This window comes from Pyruvatibacter sp. HU-CL02332 (genome assembly GCF_040362765.1).
GTDB lineage: Bacteria > Pseudomonadota > Alphaproteobacteria > CGMCC-115125 > CGMCC-115125 > Pyruvatibacter.
Window position 1 is genome coordinate 1,092,612 of the sequence record NZ_BAABWK010000002.1, and the last position, 14,025, is coordinate 1,106,636.

At 59.5% G+C, this 14,025-nt stretch carries 17 protein-coding genes and 2 riboswitches; of the genes, 9 read left to right on the forward strand and 8 right to left on the reverse strand.

From position 1 onward, the window contains the following. Positions 1-277: 277 nt before the first annotated feature. From ABXH05_RS15775 to atpF, 5 genes are all read left to right on the forward strand, one after another. Positions 278-574 carry an AtpZ/AtpI family protein gene (locus ABXH05_RS15775; RefSeq protein WP_353562190.1) on the forward strand — a complete coding sequence of 99 codons (297 nt, stop codon included), beginning with the start codon at positions 278-280 and terminating at the stop codon, positions 572-574. A gap of 41 nt (positions 575-615) precedes the next feature. Further along, positions 616-1,374: a F0F1 ATP synthase subunit A gene (locus ABXH05_RS15780; RefSeq protein ID WP_348139125.1), complete on the forward strand. Its 759-nt coding sequence runs from the start codon at positions 616-618 to the stop codon at positions 1,372-1,374. 81 nt (positions 1,375-1,455) lie between these two features. Next, complete coding sequence (locus ABXH05_RS15785; protein WP_043948497.1) at positions 1,456-1,683, forward strand: F0F1 ATP synthase subunit C; 228 nt, start codon at positions 1,456-1,458, stop codon at positions 1,681-1,683. 68 nt (positions 1,684-1,751) lie between these two features. After that, on the forward strand, positions 1,752-2,366 hold the full coding sequence (locus tag ABXH05_RS15790; protein WP_353562192.1) for a F0F1 ATP synthase subunit B: 615 nt from the start codon (positions 1,752-1,754) through the stop codon (positions 2,364-2,366). Between the two features lie 12 nt (positions 2,367-2,378). Beyond that, a complete protein-coding gene (gene atpF / locus ABXH05_RS15795) occupies positions 2,379-2,873 on the forward strand; it encodes a F0F1 ATP synthase subunit B (RefSeq protein ID WP_348139120.1) in 495 nt (164 codons plus the stop codon). 59 nt (positions 2,874-2,932) lie between these two features. On the opposite strand, the gene ABXH05_RS15800 is transcribed toward atpF, so the two are convergent. The 6 genes from ABXH05_RS15800 to ABXH05_RS15825 form a co-directional block, all read right to left on the reverse strand. Then, positions 2,933-3,505 (reverse strand): nucleotidyltransferase family protein, encoded by a 573-nt coding sequence (locus tag ABXH05_RS15800; RefSeq protein WP_353562194.1) that lies wholly within the window; start codon positions 3,503-3,505, stop codon positions 2,933-2,935. 65 nt (positions 3,506-3,570) lie between these two features. Next, positions 3,571-5,088 (reverse strand): aminomethyl-transferring glycine dehydrogenase subunit GcvPB, encoded by a 1,518-nt coding sequence (gcvPB, locus tag ABXH05_RS15805; RefSeq protein ID WP_353562196.1) that lies wholly within the window; start codon positions 5,086-5,088, stop codon positions 3,571-3,573. Continuing rightward, on the reverse strand, positions 5,085-6,431 hold the full coding sequence (gene gcvPA / locus ABXH05_RS15810; RefSeq protein ID WP_353562198.1) for an aminomethyl-transferring glycine dehydrogenase subunit GcvPA: 1,347 nt from the start codon (positions 6,429-6,431) through the stop codon (positions 5,085-5,087). The genes gcvPB and gcvPA overlap by 4 nt, the downstream gene beginning before the upstream one ends. Further along, a complete protein-coding gene (gcvH, locus tag ABXH05_RS15815; RefSeq protein WP_348139112.1) occupies positions 6,431-6,808 on the reverse strand; it encodes a glycine cleavage system protein GcvH in 378 nt (125 codons plus the stop codon). Before gcvH ends, gcvPA begins: the two co-directional genes overlap by 1 nt. Positions 6,809-6,838: 30 nt before the next feature. Further along, the gene (gene gcvT, locus ABXH05_RS15820) at positions 6,839-7,972 is read right to left on the reverse strand and encodes a glycine cleavage system aminomethyltransferase GcvT (RefSeq protein ID WP_353562200.1); all 1,134 of its coding nucleotides are present in this window, start codon (positions 7,970-7,972) and stop codon (positions 6,839-6,841) included. A 74-nt stretch (positions 7,973-8,046) separates the two neighbouring features. Beyond that, positions 8,047-8,176: riboswitch (glycine riboswitch) on the reverse strand. Position 8,177: 1 nt separating this feature from the next. Continuing rightward, positions 8,178-8,293, reverse strand: a riboswitch (glycine riboswitch). Positions 8,294-8,430: 137 nt separating this feature from the next. After that, complete coding sequence (locus ABXH05_RS15825) at positions 8,431-9,033, reverse strand: hypothetical protein (RefSeq protein ID WP_353562202.1); 603 nt, start codon at positions 9,031-9,033, stop codon at positions 8,431-8,433. Positions 9,034-9,179: 146 nt separating this feature from the next. Here ABXH05_RS15825 and ispH point away from each other — a divergent pair, with 146 nt between their 5' ends. The 3 genes from ispH to rnhA are packed head-to-tail and all read left to right on the forward strand — an operon-like array spanning position 9,180 to position 11,613. Beyond that, positions 9,180-10,163, forward strand: coding sequence for a 4-hydroxy-3-methylbut-2-enyl diphosphate reductase (gene ispH / locus ABXH05_RS15830; RefSeq protein ID WP_353562204.1), 984 nt, complete (start codon positions 9,180-9,182; stop codon positions 10,161-10,163). A 50-nt stretch (positions 10,164-10,213) separates the two neighbouring features. Next, on the forward strand, positions 10,214-11,179 hold the full coding sequence (locus tag ABXH05_RS15835; protein ID WP_353562206.1) for a homoserine kinase: 966 nt from the start codon (positions 10,214-10,216) through the stop codon (positions 11,177-11,179). Further along, positions 11,179-11,613, forward strand: coding sequence for a ribonuclease HI (rnhA, locus tag ABXH05_RS15840; protein WP_353562208.1), 435 nt, complete (start codon positions 11,179-11,181; stop codon positions 11,611-11,613). The genes ABXH05_RS15835 and rnhA overlap by 1 nt, the downstream gene beginning before the upstream one ends. A 60-nt stretch (positions 11,614-11,673) precedes the next feature. Here rnhA and ABXH05_RS15845 read toward each other — a convergent pair whose 3' ends face one another. Together ABXH05_RS15845 and ABXH05_RS15850 are read right to left on the reverse strand one after the other, a co-directional pair. Next, positions 11,674-12,159 (reverse strand): peroxiredoxin, encoded by a 486-nt coding sequence (locus tag ABXH05_RS15845; protein ID WP_348139101.1) that lies wholly within the window; start codon positions 12,157-12,159, stop codon positions 11,674-11,676. Positions 12,160-12,259: 100 nt separating this feature from the next. Continuing rightward, entirely contained in the window at positions 12,260-13,246 is a 987-nt protein-coding gene (locus tag ABXH05_RS15850) for a protein-disulfide reductase DsbD domain-containing protein (protein ID WP_353562210.1), read from the reverse strand. Between the two features lie 164 nt (positions 13,247-13,410). Here ABXH05_RS15850 and ABXH05_RS15855 point away from each other — a divergent pair, with 164 nt between their 5' ends. After that, positions 13,411-14,022, forward strand: a complete 612-nt coding sequence (locus ABXH05_RS15855) for a YqgE/AlgH family protein (RefSeq protein ID WP_353562212.1) — start codon at positions 13,411-13,413, stop codon at positions 14,020-14,022. Positions 14,023-14,025 lie beyond the last annotated feature (3 nt).

A 14,025-nucleotide genomic window follows, 5' to 3' on the forward strand; every position in this document is an offset into this window, starting at 1 on the left:
GGTTAAGGGCGAAACTATGGTGCGCCCGACTTCAAGCCCGATTGCGGTGTGTTTTACCGTTAGCGGCGGGAAATCCCTTTTGCTCATTCGAGTGGTTTCGGGGCGCCTTTGGCTCCTCACAACGGTCAAGGCAGGTCATCAAGGCATTTTTCTCAAGGAATTGAGCGGCTTAGGCACTTTGCCAGGGCAGCTACATACCTTGCGGGGAATTGGCACGGCAGCGTGAAGCGACCATTTTGGTCGTAAGACGCGCGGCCCTTGCAGGACAGGCAGACCGATGACTGACCCAGATGAGAGCCGAGAGGATTTCGATCGCCGCCTTTTACAAGCGCGCAAGCGTCGGGAAAAGACTGAGCCGCAGAACCGGCAGTCTGCCTTTGGTCAGGCCTTTCGCCTCTCCTCGGAGATGGTTGTAGGGGTTGTGGTCGGTGGCTTTATCGGTTGGTGGTTGGACTATTGGCTGGGGACTGAGCCCTGGTTTTTGTTGTTGTTTTTCTTTCTGGGCGTTGCTGCGGGCATTTTGAACGCGGTCAGGGCGGCCACCGAGATGAACAAACAGGCGAATGAAGATTAAGCCGCGATACGTCGTGGGCAATGTGGGTTTAAGAGGCAAAAATGGCTGCTCCAGCTGAACCGGGTGCGTTTCCAGTAGATCCCATGCACCAGTATGAGATCGTCCGGCTGCTGCCGATCGAATTCTTCGGATTTGATGCGTCTTTCACCAACTCGGCCATGTGGATGGTGCTGTCTGTTGCGGCCATCTCAATTTTCATGATCATGTCCGTCTCCTCCCGCGCGCTGGTTCCCGGCCGCTGGCAGTCGATGGCGGAACTCTCCTACGAATTCGTGGCGAACATGCTGCGGCAGAACACCGGAAACGAAGGCCAGCCCTTCTTCCCGTTCATTTTCTCGCTCTTCATGTTCATCCTGTTTGCCAACATGTTTGGCCTGCTGCCCTACTCCTTCACGGTGACGAGCCACATCGCAGTGACCTTTGCCATGGCGCTTGTGGTTATCGGTGGCATTACGCTGCTGGGCCTGTTCAAGCACGGTCTTGGCTGGTTCAAGCTTTTTGTGCCCTCCGGTGTGCCGATTGTGCTGCTGCCGCTGATCACCGTCATTGAAATGATTTCCTATCTCACCCGGCCCCTGAGCCTTTCGGTGCGTCTGTTCGCCAACATGCTGGCGGGTCACACCATGCTCAAAGTGTTTGCCGGGTTTGCCATCATGCTCGGCGCCTGGGGCGGCTGGGCACCCTTCGCCTTTATGGTGGCGTTCACTGGTCTGGAAGTGCTGGTTGCTTTCCTGCAGGCCTATGTGTTCGCCATCCTTACCTGCATCTATCTCAACGATGCCCTCCACGTTCATCACTGATCGGTGGGCATCACTCATTCTGGTTTGACTTTACCGATAGCCACTCAAGGCAATCGGCAACACTTCTAAGGAGACTTCGACATGGAAGCTGAAGCAGCGAAATACATTGGTGCCGGCATTGCCTGCATCGCCCTTGCTGGTGCCGGCCTTGGTATCGGTAACATCTTCGGTAACTACCTTGCCGGCGCTCTGCGCAACCCGGCTGCAGCTCAGGGCCAGTTCCCTAACCTGCTGCTCGGCTTTGCTCTTGCAGAAGCAACGGGCCTCTTCGGCCTCGTCGTCGCCATGATGCTGCTCTTCGTTGTTTAAGTCTGTCTAACCACAGACTTTCAGAAGATCAGTAGACGGAAAGGTCAAAGAGCATGGCGGATACGTCCATGACCGATAGCTATCACACGCCCATCATTGTCGCGCAGGCCGCGACGGATGACACGAGTGTGCTTGTGATCGGCGAACAGGCAGAAGCTGAACTGGGCATTGCGCAGGATGACGCGCAATCCGGCGGCATGCCGCAGCTCGACTTTTCGACCTACGCGCCGCAGCTCATCTGGCTGGCGATCACGTTTGGTGTTCTCTATCTCCTGATGTCCCGCGTGGCCCTGCCACGTGTGGCGCAGGCGCTGGAGGCGCGGCGTGACCGCATCGCCAATGATCTGGACCAGGCGGCTCAGCTCAAATCGGAAACAGACGCAGCCATTGAGGGCTATGAGACGGCGCTGGCGGATGCCCGCGCCAAGGCTCATCAGATTGCGTCTGAAACCCGTGATGATCTGGGTAAAGAGACCGACGCCCTGCGTGACAAGCTGGAAGCGGAACTGGACCAAAAGCTGGCAGCAGCCGAGGAACGGATCACCGCAACCAAGACGGAAGCCATGGGGAACGTTCGCGGCATTGCTGCTGATGTTGCTCAGGCGGTTGTTGCGCAGCTGGGTGTCTCCGGTGTTGATGCTGCAAAGGTCGCGCAAGCGGTTGATGCAGAACTGAACCGATAGGGAGCGAGCAATATGTTTTCACTTTTGACTGACAGCACATTCCTCACAGCGCTCTCTTTTGTGTGCTTTGTCGGCATGCTGCTGTATTTCGGCGTATGGGGTCAGATCACCAAGGCCCTTGATGCCCGCGCGGACGGCATCAAGACCGAGCTGGAAGAAGCCCGCAAGCTGCGCGAAGAAGCACAGGCCCTGCTGGCCCAGTACCAGCGCAAGCAGCGTGATGCGGAAGAAGAGGCTCAGGAAATCGTTTCCCAGGCCCGTCATGAAGCGGAGCGTCTGGCCGCTGAAACCAAGCAAAAGCTGGATGAGCAGGTTGAGCGTCGCACAGCCCTTGCCGAGCAGAAGATTGCCATGGCCGAAGCTCAGGCGTCCAAGGAAGTGCGTGACGCGGCAACGGAAGTTGCGGTTGCTGCTGCTGCCAAGGTGCTGGCAGACACAAGCGACGATGCCCGTCAGGATGCTTTGATCAATCAGAGCCTTGATCAGGTGCGCCAGCGCCTCGTCTAAGCGTCTGGTAGATCATTCGAAAAAGCCCTGCCCTCACCGGCGGGGCTTTTTTGTGCCTGTTAGACCAGCACAGCCGGGTCAACGGTAAGTTCCGGCCAGTTTTCCAGCCACCGGGCCGTCTTGGTGGCGTAGTGCTCTGCTGAAAAATTGGCGCAGGGGTTCGGCCGCAAGTGCAGATTGTAGATGTCTTCAAGGCCATCAGGCGCGTAGATACGCTCCTGCTCATCCAGCGACACACCTACTTTGCAGGCGATGGCCAGGAAGCGGTCTATGCCCTCGCAGGATGTCATCAGCGGTGGATAGTCGATGTCGCCGAAATGGTTGCCATACCAAAGGTGGACACGGGCCTGATTTCGTAGCTCGACATCTACCCCAAGATCAGCAAACACCTTGCCGACACGCTTTATCTGTGCGTCTTCCGCCTTATAGGAGGTGTCAGGGTCGAAATAGAAGACGTCGTAGTCCTTTACCCCGTGATCCAGCGAACGGCCTGTAAGGCTGTTCCACACCGCCTGAAAGAGACTGCCGGAGACAAGCCATGCGTCGGGCAACCCAAGCGCCGGCGCGCGGTCCAGAATTGCGGCGTTGGTGGCGTTTTGTCGGATGAGAGACAGAAAATCGGCGTGGGTCATTTTCAGACCCTACGCCGATTCTCATATCGTGTGCCTCGCCAGGCTGCGCCGTCTGGCTGCTTTACTTATTCAGCAGCCTGAGCCGGAGCCGGAGGTGTCCAGCGGAGGACAGGCTTGCGAGCAGCCGTCGTTTCGTCCAGACGACGACGAGGCGTGAGTTCCGGCGCGTTTTCAAAGCGCGCCTTGTCTCCCGCCTTCGCTGACCTGGCCAGATCCGCCATGCAGCCGATGAACTCGTCCAGTGTTTCCTTGGACTCGGTTTCCGTTGGCTCGATGAGCATCGCGCCATGAACCACGAGCGGGAAGTAGACCGTCATGGGGTGGTAGCCCTCGTCGATCATTGCCTTGGCAAAGTCGAGTGTCTCGACACCGGTCCCCTTGAGGAAGCGATCATCGAACAGGGCTTCGTGCATGCACGGGCCTTCGAAACTCGCGGTCATGACGTCCTTGAGGGACGCCAGCACGTAGTTGGCGTTGAGAACGGCATCTTCCGCTACCTGCCGCAAACCATCCGAGCCGTGGCTCATCATGTAGGACAGGGCACGCACGAACATGCCCATCTGGCCATGGAAGGCGACCATGCGGCCGAAGGGATCCGCATCCGACGACTGTTCGTCTTCCACCAGCTTCAGCTCGCCACCGGTGCTGGTGACGTACGGAAGCGGTGCAAAGGGGGCCAGGGCATCTGAGAGCACAACGGGGCCCGCACCGGGACCGCCACCGCCGTGGGGCGTTGAGAACGTCTTGTGCAGGTTGATGTGCATGGCATCGACGCCAAGGTCACCAGGTTTCACCCGGCCAACGATGGCGTTGAAGTTGGCGCCGTCACAATAGAAGTAGCCACCGTGCTCATGCACAGCATCAGCAATCTTGCGGATGTCGCGCTCGAACAGGCCACAGGTATTGGGATTGGTGAGCATGATGCCCGCCACGTCATCACCGAGCTTGGCTTCAAACGCTGCAAGGTCAACGCGACCATCTTGCGTTGCGGGAATGGCATCCACAGTGAAGCCACAGGCGGCAGCCGTGGCCGGGTTGGTGCCATGAGCACTTTCAGGCACCAGCACACGGGTACGGGTCCCCGCTTCGCCGCGCGCCTCAAGGGCTGCACGGATGGCCATGAGGCCGCACAGTTCGCCATGGGCACCTGCTTTTGGCGACATGGCAACCGCAGGCATGCCGGTCAGTTCCATAAGCCATCGAGCCAGTTCGCTCATCAGCTCTAGGGCACCGGGCACCGTGGAGGTGGGCTGCAGCGGATGCACATCCGAGAAGCCCGGCAGTCGTGCCATTTTTTCGTTGAGTCGCGGATTGTGCTTCATGGTGCACGAACCCAGCGGATAGAAGCCCGCATCAATGGCGTAGTTCTTCTGGGACAGACGCACGAAGTGGCGCACGACTTCGGGCTCGGAGAGACCGGGCAGTCCCACGCCTCCCTTGCGCTCCATGCCGCCAAGGCGCGTTGCCACGCCCTCAGGTGCCGGCAGATCAACGCCACAGGCTGCATCACGGCCGCGTTCAAAAATCAGCTGTTCTTCGTGGTCGAGACCGCGATGACCGGTGAAAGTTGTTTTCTCGCTCATGACAGCACCTCCGTCAGCGCTGCCGCGTAGGCGGCACGATCCTGATCTGTGTTCACTTCTGTTGCAGCCACAATGATGAGATCGCTGACAGCGTCATTGCCCGGCATAAGGCGCGAAGCAGGCACGCCACCAAGGATGCCCTTGTCTGCCAGCGCTTCGATAACGTCAGCGGCAGGCTTTGAGGTGCGGATGGTGAACTCATTGAAGAAAGCAGGCGTCAAAAGCTCGACGCCGGACACTTTTTCCAAAGCACCTGCCAGCTTGCAGGCGCTCTCATGGTTGAGGGCTGCAAGGCGTGTGAAGCCTTTTTCGCCCAGCAGGGCCAGGTGAATGGTGAACGCAAGGCAGCACAGGCCTGAGTTTGTGCAGATGTTGCTGGTGGCTTTTTCGCGGCGGATATGCTGCTCGCGGGTGGAAAGCGTCAGCACATAGCCACGCTTGCCATCGACATCTTCCGTCTCACCACACAGGCGGCCAGGCATCTGGCGCACATATTTCTGACGGGTGGCAAAGAGGCCCACATAGGGTCCGCCATAGTTGAGGGCATTGCCAATGGACTGGCCTTCGGCCACCACAATGTCAGCGCCCATCTCGCCGGGCGTACGCAGCGCGCCCATGGAAACGATTTCGGGAATTGCGACAATCAGCAAGGCGCCTTCCGCGTGCGCTGCCGCAGCAATGTCAGCCAGATCACCAACATGACCGAAGAAATCCGGATACTGAATGACGACGCAGGAGGTATCGCCGTCTATCTGCGAGGCGATGTCTTCTCGGCCAGACACATCAGCCTCAAGCGCCACAACAGCGTCGCCCGCAAACTTGGATGTGGTTTCAATCACCGCCCGGTAGTGCGGGTGCAGATTTCCCGACAGCACCGCCTTGTTGCGACGGGTGACGCGGTGCGCCATCTGCACGGCTTCGCTGCACGCGGTCGAGCCGTCATACATGGAGGCATTGGCCACATCCATGCCTGTGAGAAGCGCAACCTGCGTCTGAAACTCGAACAGATATTGGAGCGTGCCCTGAGAGATTTCCGGCTGGTACGGCGTGTACGATGTCAGGAACTCGGAACGCTGGATCAGATGATCCACGGATGACGGGACGTGGTGCTTGTAGGCCCCTGCCCCGACAAAGAACGGGACGCTGCCAGCGGCAGTGTTTTTCTCCGCCATGGCCGATAGCGCACGGTCGACTTCCAACTCACCTTGATGGGGCGGCAGATCGAATGCGTGTTCGATACGCGCTGCTTCGGGCACGTCCACAAACAGGTCATCCATGGACTTGGCACCAATGACACCAAGCATCTGCTGGCGATCATCGGGCGTTAGGGGCAAATAGCGCATCAGTCGAGCTCCGCCAGGTAGGTTTTGTATTCGTCTTCAGACATCAGCTTTTCAAGCTCAGAGGTGTCTGAAAGTTTGAGCTTCACGAACCAGCCGGCGCCCGCTGCGTCTTCGTTGACGCCGTTGGGAGCATCCGCAAGGGCTTCGTTCACCTCAACGACCTCGCCGGAAATCGGGGCGTATACTTCGGAAGCTGCTTTCACCGATTCAACGACGGCGGCTTCATCGCCAACGCCAACGCTCTTGCCGACGTCGGGCAGTTCCACATAAACCACGTCGCCCAGCTGTTCCTGCGCATAGTCGGTGATGCCAACGGTTGCGGTGTCGCCTTCTACGCGCACCCATTCGTGGTCTTTGGTGTATTTCGTGTCAGCCATTGAAGAAGTCCTCGCGATCAATCCGTGTGATTATTTTGCGTAGCGATGGGGGGCGAAAGGCAGCTTGGCTACCTTTGCAGCGCGCGGTTTCCCGCGCACGATGAGGTCGAGTTCAGTGCCAGCCTTGGCGTGCTCGCGGGCCACATAGCCCATGGCCACGGGTCCATCAGCCGTTGGGCCAAAGCCGCCGGAGGTGATTTCGCCGGTGGTCGTCCCATTTACCTGAATTTCCGTGTGACCACGGGCAGGCGCCTTGCCATCAGGCAAAATGCCGACCCGCTTGCGGGCCGTGCCATCGGCGAGCTCCTTGAGGATGCGCGCTGCACCGGGAAAGTCCCCCGCCTCGCGGCGGTGTTTGGGAATGGTCCAGGCGATGCTGGCTTCAATGGGAGACGTTGTTTCGTCGATGTCGTTGCCATAAAGGCAAAGGCCGGCCTCCAGACGCAGGCTATCGCGTGCCCCAAGACCAATAGGCTCGACCTCGTCATGGGCCAGGAGGGCGCGTGCGAACTTTTCCGCGTCCTCTGGTGCAACCGACGCTTCAACACCGTCTTCGCCTGTGTAGCCGGAGCGACTGACATGGACATCCATGCCGTCAAACGTGGCATGGGTCGCCGTCATGAACACCAGATCAGCGGCCGCAGGGCAGTGCTTGGCGAACACTTCGACGGCTCCGGGCCCCTGAAGCGCCACGAGGGCGCGGGTGTCGAGGGTTTCCAGCTTCACATTTTCGGGCAGTGCGGCGCGGATGTGCGGAAAATCAATCGCCTTGCGTGAGGCGTTCACAACGATGAACAGATGTCCTGCGCGCGCCGGGTCCAGTGGGCGCGTGACCATCAGGTCATCAATGATGCCGCCATCGGCATTGAGCAAAATGGTGTAGCGCTGCTGACCGGGGGCCAGCCCCACGATGTCGCCGGGAACAAGTGTCTCAAACGCTTTGGCCGTGGTCTCATGGTCCGGGCCGATGAGATAGGCCTGCCCCATGTGGGATACATCAAACAGCCCGGCCTTGGTGCGGGTATGCAAGTGCTCGCCGAGCACGCCAAGCGGGTATTGCACCGGCATGTCGTAACCAGCGAAGGGCACCATTTTGGCCCCAAGTTCCACATGCAACGCATGCAGGGCGGTTGTTTCGAGTGTTTCGTGTGAGCTGTCAGCCACGTGGGTTTTGCTTTCGCCAGAGTCGGAGGTCCGCCTCCCGCCTGCGCTGATTCCCAGCCCGTGCGGCAAGCGCCCCCTCTGTCGAAAACCTGAGAGATTCACCCTGCCCGAAGCAATGTCCCCGATGGTCTGGGGGGCCTCAGTGGCGGGCTTACTCCTTCGGTGAGCAGATGGGATCAATCCCGCCTGCTGCTTTCCAGAGTGTCATCCCCACGCGGTCCCTGGTGCCTGAGAGTTTCCGGGGCGGTTGCTCCTTCGGCGCCGATGGCCTGCCAGTCCCTCAAGGGCCCGCATGCCGTCAGACTCTCCCGCGCAGGTTCGGCTGACAGGCGCGATGATAGGTGGGGCGGGTCAAGAGTCAATCGACGCGGGTCCGCAGGGGCCATTCCCCTGCAGATCAGCCTGATTGTGTGACTTTAACGTCTCTGAATGGAGACAGATGCCGCCGGGAATCGTGGCTAATATCGGGCCCGTGCGCGATTTTCATCAACCTGAGCCGGCGTGAGCTGGAATCCGAGCACAATGTCGTACAGCGCACCATTGTCTTCGCCGACTTCAAATTCGAGGCCCTTGAAGGTTCGCGTGTAAACGGCTGTCCGCTGACCGGGCTCGAACTCTACTTCCGCATCAAAGGTGGTTTTCTGCAGCACCGATTCGCCCGCGCGCGTCACCGCGACAAAAATCGGCGCAGATACAACGCTTCTGGTTGCTGCGGGGCCAACGCTGACACTCATGCTCAGGGCATAATCCACATCAATTGTGGTGCCGCTATAGCTGCAATCGGCAACAGCATCGAGCAACTCCCAGGTGTAGGCGACATCGGTAATATCGCGGCCGGAGCCTTCGCGATATTCCGTCAACCGCTCGGCATCGGTCAGAATGCCCGCATTGGGGCAGCCCCGGAGCCGTTCTTCCTTGCGTGCTTCGCCGCTCCACCAGCCGCAGCCAGCCACGATCAAAGCCAATGCAGTGACCAATCCAGCGCGCGCATTGCTGCGTATAAAGGGCGAACGAATAGAAGATAAGCCCATGTTCTTCTTGGGGTTTCGTGTGTCGGCCATGCGTCGATTCGATACCTTGACTTGGGGACCCGGGTGCCTCACTTACGCCTCAGGACACGCGGATGGTTTCCATCAACATGTCCCACACGGCGGCGGGAGGCGAACAGTAGCCAAGCGCCCGTTAACCGGCAATAGAAAGACGTTGCGTGACAGACCCAGCACCTCAGGCTCCCCTGCTGTCGATCCGCCTTGCGGCCCCTCGTGGCTTTTGTGCAGGCGTTGATCGCGCCATCCTCATGGTTGAGCGCGCGATCGAAAAATACGGCGCGCCGGTCTATGTGCGCCACGAGATCGTCCACAACCGTCACGTGGTTGAGGGACTGGAAGCAAAAGGCGCTGTGTTTGTCGAAGAATTGAGCGAGATCGAAGATTCGACCCGTCCGGTGATTTTCTCCGCCCACGGTGTGCCCAAGGCAGTGCCTGCGGATGCAGAGTCCCGCGGCATGTTCTATCTCGACGCCACCTGCCCGCTCGTGTCCAAAGTCCATGTGGAGGCCAACCGCCACCACGACGAAGGCCGCCACATTCTGATGATCGGCCATGAAGGCCATCCGGAAGTGGAAGGCACGCTTGGACAGTTGCCCGATGGCGCCATCACCCTGGTGGAAACCGTGGAAGACGCCGACAAGGTGGACGCGCCGGACCCAGCCAAGCTTGCCTATGTGACGCAGACGACGCTGTCGCTGGATGACACGGTTGAGATCGTCAACGCACTGACGCGCCGATTCCCAGCTATTCGCGGGCCGCACAAGAATGACATCTGCTACGCCACCACAAACCGGCAGGCGGCAGTCAAAGCTATCGCGGAAGGGTGCGACATGATGTTTGTTGTGGGCGCGCCCAACTCCTCAAACTCCGTACGCCTCGTGGAAGTTGCTGAAAAGGCCGGGTGCCCTAAGGCGCAACTGGTGCAGAAGTCCGGCGAAGTGGACTGGCCTGCGCTTGAGGCCGCTGTGGCCAACAAGGGCGATGACTTCTGCATCGGACTGACTGCTGGCGCGTCTGCGCCGGAATCACTTGTTCAGGGTGTCATTGATGAAGCCGCCAAGCGCTTCACGGTGCAGGTTGAAGAAGTCACGGTGTCGTCCGAGGACGTGATCTTCAAATTGCCTCGGGCACTGATCGCCTAACCTGCACAACACCTGTTGCTTCCGGGCCGGTCGGGCTGATACCAAGGCCCATGGCGGTTTACACAGAGATTTCTGACGAAGAGTTGACTGATTTCGTGGCGCGCTACGACATCGGCACGCTGCAGTCTGCCAAGGGCATCGCGGAAGGTGTGGAGAACTCCAACTTCCTGCTGCACACGACCCAGTCACCATTCATTCTGACGCTGTATGAAAAGCGCACGTCGGAAAGCGACCTCCCCTTCTTTCTTGGGTTGATGGAGCATCTGGCAGCCCATGGCCTGTCCTGCCCTGTCCCTGTCCACGCCCGTGACGGCTCCGTCCTGCACCGGCTGGCGGACCGGCCGGCCGCCATGGTGACATTCCTTGAAGGCATGGATGTAAAACGGCCGCAGGCTTCCCATTGCGGACAGGTGGGCGTGGCGTTAGCGCAGATGCATGAGGCCGGCGCGGACTTCGCCATGACGCGGCCCAATGCGCTTTCAGTAGACGGATGGCCTGCACTCGCAGAGCAAGCTGGTGGGCGTGCGGACACGGTCAGCGAAGGACTGGGCAATCTCATCGCGGATGAGCTCGACCTCATGGCGTCACGCTGGCCCCAGGATCTACCGCGCGGTGTCATCCATGCGGATCTGTTTCCGGACAATGTGTTCTTCATGGGCGGGGAGTTGTCCGGCCTTATCGACTTCTATTTCGCGTGTACGGATGCCTACGCCTACGACATTGCGATCTGTCTCAATGCCTGGTGCTTTGAGGCCGACGACAGCTTCAACGTCACCAAGGGGCGGGCGCTCTTATCCGGATACAACAAGGTGCGCAGCCTTGAGGAAGAGGAAGCTCAGGCGCTGCCACTGCTGGCGCGCGGGGCGTCCCTGCGGTTCCTGCTAACGCGTCTGGTGGACTGGCTCGACGGGCCGCAGGACGCGCTGGTGAAACCAAAGGACCCGCGTGAATACTTGAAGCGCCTGCGCTTTCATCAACACGCGGTGAGTGCCGCAGATTATGGATATGGTGGCTGATGACGCGCGTTGATGTGTACACGGATGGTGCGTGCTCGGGGAATCCGGGGCCCGGCGGCTGGGGTGCCATTTTGACCTCCGGCGACAATGAGCGGGAAATCTCAGGTGGCGAGGCCGATACGACCAATAACCGCATGGAGCTGATGGCGGCGATCATGGCGCTTGAGACCATGAAACGGCCGGTCGAAGTGCATCTGCACACAGACTCCACCTATGTGCGCGACGGCATCACCAAGTGGATTCACGGCTGGAAGAAGAACGGCTGGCGCACGGCAGCCAAGAAACCCGTCAAGAATGCGGACCTGTGGCAGCGGCTGGAAGAAGCGGCGTCACGCCACACGGTTGAGTGGCATTGGGTCAAGGGCCATGCAGGACACCCGCAAAACGAACGTGCCGATGAACTGGCCCGCGGCGGGCTTGAGGCCTATCGGTAAACAAGCAAGTGGCGGAGCGCCGAAGCGCCCCGCCGAAATTTGTACAGTCAAAAACCCAGACTAGAGCTGACCCATCATGGTTTCAGCGCCGGATGCCTTGGCCTCACCTGGATTTGCTTCCTGATTGAGCGTCTTCACGACGCCGTCTTCCACGAGCATGGAATAGCGCAGGGAGCGGGTGCCCATGCCAAAGCCGGAGCCGTCGAAATCAAGGCCCATGGCTTTTGTCAGATCGCCATTGCCGTCGCCGACCATGGTGATCTTGCCGTCAGCGGATTGCTGTTTACCCCAGGCGTCCATGACGAACGCGTCGTTGACGGACAGGCAGATGATGTCATCGACGCCCTTTGCCTTGATGTCGTCCGCATGCTGAACGAAGCCAGGCAGATGCTGGTTGGAGCATGTCGGTGTGAATGCACCTGGAAGAGCAAAAACCACAACCTTCTTGCCGCCGAAGATGTCACTGGTTGTCAGCGGCGTTGGGCCGTTTTCTGACATGACGGTGAGAGTTGCGTCTGGAATACGATCGCCAACACTGATGGCCATTTGAGGGCTCCCTTGAACTGCGCACCCACGGCGCGCCTGCTGGAAAATGAGATCTGATATCGAGCGGCATTAAAGCCCACAGGCGACCAGAAAGGCCAGCCTAATATGCGGAAGTATCGGTATCTGCATCCGCGTCATGGGATTTGGCAGGCGGCAGGGAATACTCAAACTGCTGTGCCCATTGAGTGCCATTTGCGGTTTCATCACCAAGGGTGATGGTGAACGCCACACCGGCTTCAAGCCCTGCATGTTTACGCCGGGTTTTGACCGGGAAAACAAAGCTGGCTTGCCCTTCATTGAGAGCGCGCGTCGGGCTGCCCAGATAGACACGGCCCTCACCGCCGTTGGGTTCTGCGATCAGGACAGGGTCCGTGAAGTCTGACGGCGCCGTCACCATGATTTCCAGAAAACTTGCCTGGTCTTTCAACGTCGCGGACACAGACGTGAGCTCAGCGTCATGTTCAGCCGGGACGCGGCTGCGCCAGTCTGCAAGCAAGCCGGCAAACGGGCTGGCGGCTCCTGTACCTTCACCCAATATTGCTGGAAGTAAGAGCGTCGCCTGCGCCTCTACCGGAATGCATAGCTCCTCGCACGCGCCATACATGACGTCGGCCACCAGCTCGACGGGCTGAGAGGGATCCACCGGGGTTACGGTCAGGGGAAAGACGACCTGCGTTTCGTACCCAAAGCTGATGTCGCCGGGGTAATCAAACCGCTCCGGCATGGGATAGGCCACATCGACAGACGCAACATTGACCGAGCGATCAAAGCTGAACATGGGCGCGATGCCGGTGTCGCCGGGGCTGCTCCAATAGGTTTTCCAATTGGGGTCCAGGGTTATTTCAACCCCGGCCACCAGGGCTTCCTCGTCCGGCAACATTGTTGCACTGGTTCGGGCGGCGATCAGTCTCAGACGGGATGTGAGCGCCTTGTCCCACGCACTTGCGCCGGGTTCCGCCCGGCTGGAGGCAAACCTCTCGCCGAACAGGCTGGATTGAGCGGACGCAGCACTATCCGGCGCGGCAATGGCAAGGATGCCAAGGGCCGCGGCGGCTGGAAGCGCAATACTGAAAACACCGATCTGCATAATGACGCCATATTAGCGCGGAAACCTGAACACCAACCCAATTGGCCGTGATGCCGCGGTCACCCTTGCGTGAACACCAAAGCACGCCAACATCCGTCATGCTGTGTTAACGCCAAAATGACAGATGTTTTTGCAGCTTGAGCCCCAGCAGGTAGTGTAATGGCATGAGTTTCAGCGACGATCCATTCGTTCCCCAGCCGGACGAGGCTGGCCTGACAGGCTCCCTGCAGGGCCGGTTTCTCATCGCCATGCCCTCCATGGAGGATAGCCGCTTTGCCCGCACGGTGATTTACATGTGCTCGCACAGTGCAGAAGGCGCCATGGGGCTGGTCATCAACAAGCCATCTGACCAGATCACGTTTGTTGATTTGATGGAGCAGCTCTCCATAGAGACCGAAGCGCGGACCATTCCATCGGTCCCTATTCTGGCCGGCGGGCCGGTGGATGGCGGGCGCGGGTTTGTGCTGCATTCACCTGAATATGACGGTGCAAATTCCACCATTCAGGTGGGCAACGGCGTGCGACTGACGGCCACGACCGATGTGATCCGGGCCATTGCGGATGGCGACGGACCGCACGACAAGCTGGTGGCGCTTGGCTACGCCGGCTGGGAAGCCGGACAACTTGAAGCCGAAATAAAGGCCAATGGCTGGCTGGTGAGCGACGCAGAGCCGGACATCATTTTTGCACCGGACATCGAATCCAAATGGACGCAGGCGCTGGCGACCCTGGGCGTCGACCCGTCCCTGCTGTCAGGTGAAACGGGACATGCCTGACCT

What these genes read in the sequence shown, in the direction of transcription:
- ABXH05_RS15775 (WP_353562190.1), top strand. Translation starts at nt 278, where the DNA reads ATGACTGACCCAGATGAGAGCCGAGAGGATTTCGATCGCCGCCTTTTA.
- ABXH05_RS15780 (WP_348139125.1), top strand. Translation starts at nt 616, where the DNA reads ATGGCTGCTCCAGCTGAACCGGGTGCGTTTCCAGTAGATCCCATGCAC.
- ABXH05_RS15785 (WP_043948497.1), top strand. Translation starts at nt 1,456, where the DNA reads ATGGAAGCTGAAGCAGCGAAATACATTGGTGCCGGCATTGCCTGCATC.
- ABXH05_RS15790 (WP_353562192.1), top strand. Translation starts at nt 1,752, where the DNA reads ATGACCGATAGCTATCACACGCCCATCATTGTCGCGCAGGCCGCGACG.
- atpF (WP_348139120.1), top strand. Translation starts at nt 2,379, where the DNA reads ATGTTTTCACTTTTGACTGACAGCACATTCCTCACAGCGCTCTCTTTT.
- ABXH05_RS15800 (WP_353562194.1), bottom strand. Translation starts at nt 3,505, where the DNA reads ATGACCCACGCCGATTTTCTGTCTCTCATCCGACAAAACGCCACCAAC.
- gcvPB (WP_353562196.1), bottom strand. Translation starts at nt 5,088, where the DNA reads ATGAGCGAGAAAACAACTTTCACCGGTCATCGCGGTCTCGACCACGAA.
- gcvPA (WP_353562198.1), bottom strand. Translation starts at nt 6,431, where the DNA reads ATGCGCTATTTGCCCCTAACGCCCGATGATCGCCAGCAGATGCTTGGT.
- gcvH (WP_348139112.1), bottom strand. Translation starts at nt 6,808, where the DNA reads ATGGCTGACACGAAATACACCAAAGACCACGAATGGGTGCGCGTAGAA.
- ABXH05_RS15825 (WP_353562202.1), bottom strand. Translation starts at nt 9,033, where the DNA reads ATGGCCGACACACGAAACCCCAAGAAGAACATGGGCTTATCTTCTATT.
- ABXH05_RS15835 (WP_353562206.1), top strand. Translation starts at nt 10,214, where the DNA reads ATGGCGGTTTACACAGAGATTTCTGACGAAGAGTTGACTGATTTCGTG.
- rnhA (WP_353562208.1), top strand. Translation starts at nt 11,179, where the DNA reads ATGACGCGCGTTGATGTGTACACGGATGGTGCGTGCTCGGGGAATCCG.
- ABXH05_RS15845 (WP_348139101.1), bottom strand. Translation starts at nt 12,159, where the DNA reads ATGGCCATCAGTGTTGGCGATCGTATTCCAGACGCAACTCTCACCGTC.
- ABXH05_RS15850 (WP_353562210.1), bottom strand. Translation starts at nt 13,246, where the DNA reads ATGCAGATCGGTGTTTTCAGTATTGCGCTTCCAGCCGCCGCGGCCCTT.
- ABXH05_RS15855 (WP_353562212.1), top strand. Translation starts at nt 13,411, where the DNA reads ATGAGTTTCAGCGACGATCCATTCGTTCCCCAGCCGGACGAGGCTGGC.